4 protein-coding genes are annotated in these 4138 nt (G+C 41.0%); 1 reads left to right on the top strand and 3 read right to left on the bottom strand.

The window, feature by feature from the left end; all coding sequences use genetic code 11:
• Positions 1-440: hypothetical protein (locus Q0340_RS05370; RefSeq protein WP_298082474.1), on the bottom strand; the 440-nt coding region annotated here is incomplete at its 3' end.
• Between the two features lie 44 nt (positions 441-484).
• Positions 485-1174 carry a hypothetical protein gene (locus Q0340_RS05365; protein WP_298082473.1) on the bottom strand — a complete coding sequence of 230 codons (690 nt, stop codon included), beginning with the start codon at positions 1172-1174 and terminating at the stop codon, positions 485-487.
• A gap of 349 nt (positions 1175-1523) precedes the next feature.
• Between Q0340_RS05365 and Q0340_RS05360 the strand changes: the two genes are divergently transcribed.
• Positions 1524-2684 (top strand): PepSY-associated TM helix domain-containing protein, encoded by a 1161-nt coding sequence (locus Q0340_RS05360; RefSeq protein WP_298082472.1) that lies wholly within the window; start codon positions 1524-1526, stop codon positions 2682-2684.
• 217 nt (positions 2685-2901) lie between these two features.
• On the opposite strand, the gene Q0340_RS05355 is transcribed toward Q0340_RS05360, so the two are convergent.
• Positions 2902-3906, bottom strand: coding sequence for a hypothetical protein (locus Q0340_RS05355; protein ID WP_298082471.1), 1005 nt, complete (start codon positions 3904-3906; stop codon positions 2902-2904).
• Positions 3907-4138 lie beyond the last annotated feature (232 nt).

Genomic DNA, 4138 nt, shown 5'->3' with positions numbered 1-4138 from the left:
ATATCGATCTTTGTGCTAAATTTAAACGGCAAACATTCCCATTCTCTCCTTATACTGCGGCTGTCTATGATGATCCCTTTTTCGGTTAATAGCCATAGGGATATAAGTATCAAAACAATGCCCATCGCGATCACAAGTGCGGTCTCGTCGCCACTTCTGTGCAAGAAGCCGTCTATACATAAAGGGTCGTTTGCGTCAAAGCATGTAACTTTACCTTTGCCTTTTATCCTCTTTATCCAAGGCTCGTCAAATGCCACTATCGACCCCCAAGATAAAATAAATATGACGAGCGTAAATTTGGCTACAGGGCTAGGCGGTATGAGCCAAGCGCCCTTTTGCACGGTTTTATAAGAAGCGCTGCTTTTAAACAGAAAGTTTTTTAAACCGCAAAGTACAAATAGCACTACATTTGCAAAAAGTACAAAATACAAAAGCCTCATGCGGCTCCTTTCACTTCGGATATTTTACGACGATATATTTAAATTTAGGCGTTTTGCTCGGCTGCTTTAGCTTTTGAAATTTCAGCGAGCTTTTCTGATATAAAATTTTGCAAAAAATCTATATCCCTTCGTGCATACAAAAATCCTGCCCCGAATTTAACGCCGCTAATTTTGCCTCGTATGCTGATTATTTTTACGCCTCTTATAAACCCTACGGCGCATATCATTTCGTCAAAGCCTATCTTTTCCGTATGCCTAAACGGCAGAACCTCCCATTCTTTGCAGATGCCGCTTTTATCTATTCTGATTCCTTTTTGAATTAGCACGACAAAAGAAAAAATTATGGCGCAGACAGATATGATTTTGCCAAGTATTAGTCTTGGCTCGCTTATTTGCAGATACCCATCCACGCATCTGGGATCGCCTTCTTCGAAGCATTTTAAATTTATGCCCGCCGCTTTGTACTCTTGCGAGCAAACTTTATCGTGAGTGTAAAAGCAGGGTATCGGCTTGCCGTTGTGTTTTGCTACGTTCGGGCTGGATAGGGTGATTACGCCGAGGCTTAAGCACATTATAAACATCTGCATTTTTAAGAGCGGATCGGTGGAGATAAACAGAGTTCCGTGATCTACGGTTTTGAATGATCTGTTTTTATCAAGCAATGAAACAAGAAGGCAAAAGCCTATCGCAACATAAAGGATTATCGTAGCAAACTCGGCTATACTTTGCGACATAATAATGACCTTGTTTTTGGACTACGCAAGCTCGCGTTTTTGGCAATTTTAGCGCAAAATTTCTAAATTTACGAGATTCTAAGCGCGCTTTTTATAAATCGCGATTAGAATTTTATCTCGCTAGCGTGATCTAGCCGCGCGAAAGGCGGATTAAATTTTGGCTTTGAGATCCTAAAGCGCGCGGTTTATGACGCTGCGCGAGGTACCTAGGCGCTCTTGTGATATCATAACACGCCTTAAAATTTCGCAGCCTAAATCTTAATGATAATTATCTAAATATTTAAAATCGCACAATATAATTGCGAACCTCAATCAAATAAAGATTAAATTTATCTCGCAAGGATCTACAATGAGCTCGCTTTTGAAGCGCAATAAAATTTTGTTTAACGTCCATCTTATTTTGTCGATCGTTTTTTCTATCCCGCTGCTTATCATAGGCGTTACGGGCGCGATTTTATCGTATCAGCACGAGCTGGAGGCGCTAATAAACGCGGACTCTAAAAAGATCGAAAAAACGGGCGAAATGCAAAGCGTGGAAAAAATTCTGCAAAGCTTTAGCGAGCAAACGGGCGTTAAGCAGCCCGTAAGGCTCGTCGTGCCCAAAAGCGATGACGAAGCCTTCGTCGTTTACGCAAACAGAAATGATGCGTATCTGGTCGATCCGTACACCGCGCAGATCATCGGCAAGGATCGCGGCACGGGCTTTGTGCTAACGGCTATGGCGCTGCATCGAAATTTGGGTTTAGCGCTAAGCGGCAATAAAACTGCAGCCGAGGTCGGTAAACAGATCGTAGGCGCGAGCGCCACAGCGATGATACTGCTCGTAATAAGCGGCGTCTGGCTGCATTTCCCAAGGCTTAGGCGTAAATTTATCGAGGCTATAAAGCCAAATTTTAAACTCAAAAAATACGCTCTTTTTTATAACCTACATACGAGCCTAGGCTCGCTAAGTGCGGTGATTTACCTGCTCATCTGTTTAACCGGGCTTAACTGGTCGTACGGCTGGTATAACGACGCGGTGATGAAGATTTTCGTAAGTTCGCAAAATTTACCGCAAGCTAGCGTGCCTAAAGCTGCCACTTCTAAAGATCACGCCGCCGCACCTGCTAAAGAGGAGGGCAAAAAGCCCGCTACGTATAAATTCAGCGACGCGCAGAGGGCTTATGAGATATTCAGATCAAGTGGCATAGAGTATAAAGAATTTACCCTAATGCTCGCAGCCGGAGATAAGATCGGCGTCAGATACTACGAGCCCGACGCGCCCGCTACAGCCCGTCCAAAAGGCGTGAGCGTGAAGCTAAAGGAGGGAAAGATCGCGGAGCAGAAGCAAACAGACGGTATCACCGTGGGCGAGTTTAAAGACGCGAACTATCAGCTGCATACGGGCTATTTTTTTGGGCTCGCGGGTAAAATTTTATGGTCGCTCGTTTCGCTTTGTATGGCGCTTTTTATCTTTAGCGGCTTTTATATGACGGTAAAAAGGGCGTTTAAGTCAGAAAAGCTCAGCTAAATTTTACCATCACGGCAAGAGGTGCGACGAGCGGAGCAAGAGAGCCCAATACCTACAAAGCATTGAGATGAAATTTGCCGAAGCGGATCAAGAAAAGCCCTGATTTAACGATATTTGAGACATTCTAAAATTATCGCAGATTAAGTCTTGAGGTATATCGCTTTCGTATATTTTACTTTAGTTCGCTTTTAAATTTTGCGATTTCGGCTTAATGGGTTCAGATAGACATAATTTTATTTAGCTTCGTTTCATTCGCCTGAGCAAAACAAGCTTTGTCGATTCTGCCTTTTTGAAAATCTTGATCTAATTTGACTTTTAAGCGTTTGAAAATTTCTTCTTTTGAGCCGATACTGATTAATTTGTAGATCTCTTTTTCATCGGTTAAAATTTTATTCCTATCGCTATTTCTATCAATGGCGATAATATTAATTTTATCCCCGAAATGCTCTTTTAGCTTTTTTAAACCGCTCGGCAAGTTGCCTTGGATGCTAGACATAACTTCAATACTTCCGCCGCGCCCATATTCGTTAAAGCGCTTAAAAGTATTGTCTAAAGCTTTTTCGGGCTCTATATGCACCGCAGCAATTGTAACGTCTAATCTCTTTTGCAAGCATTGCTCTATTTTTGGGATAGTCGGCGCCGGGTTTGCCAACTGCCCTTCAAAAATAAGTTTAACTTTATCATCGCTCATAAAATTTTTAACCGAGGTTGTTTTTCCGGCTCCAGGAATTCCGGTGATGAAAATTGCTTTGGTTTTATTAGGTTCATCGCGCTTCAGAACCTCTTCAAACTGCGTCGCCGCCAAAACAGCGGAGGAATTATGTATCGCGTCATTTACTAGAGCCCTATTTTCTTTTGCTTCAAAGCAAGGAAAAAGTTCTTTGAATGTATCGGAACAAATATAACGACCACCTGTGGTATTAGGGTGCTCATTATATTCTTTTAAAAAATTTTTTAAAGAATTTTCAGCAAGGACAATCGCTTCATCTTGAATTTTTATCAATTCGGCATTAGAGCTGAAATCAATCTTTTTTATTGCGCCTACTAACTTTGATTGGCTATTTCTTATACCTGCTTGTCGTATTCTTTCAATACTCTTTTTTGGAGCACCGCGATAAAGTTGCTTTTCTATTTTCTTGCGATATTCAGCGTCGTTTTCCATTCGCGTTAAATGATCGCTCACGCCCTGCCACATTTTCATATCTTCTTCTGTTAAAGCCATTTGAAGTCCTTTCTAAGAAATTTGTAGTATTTTAATACATTCTAATTATAGCATTTATCTTTCTTATAATTATGCAACAAAGGTATATTAGGCTGCAGAAATATACTTTTGAGTTATATGGGATATTACTACGATGAAAAAGAGAAAACAATAAAACAAATATCGAATAATTAGCGATAAATGGAGGATATAACTAAATTTTACCTTCGCAGAAAGGGCGGTAAATTTATAA

Source organism: uncultured Campylobacter sp. (assembly GCF_938045595.1).
Classification (GTDB): Bacteria; Campylobacterota; Campylobacteria; order Campylobacterales; family Campylobacteraceae; genus Campylobacter_B.
This window is presented reverse-complemented; position numbering and strand designations above follow the sequence as displayed.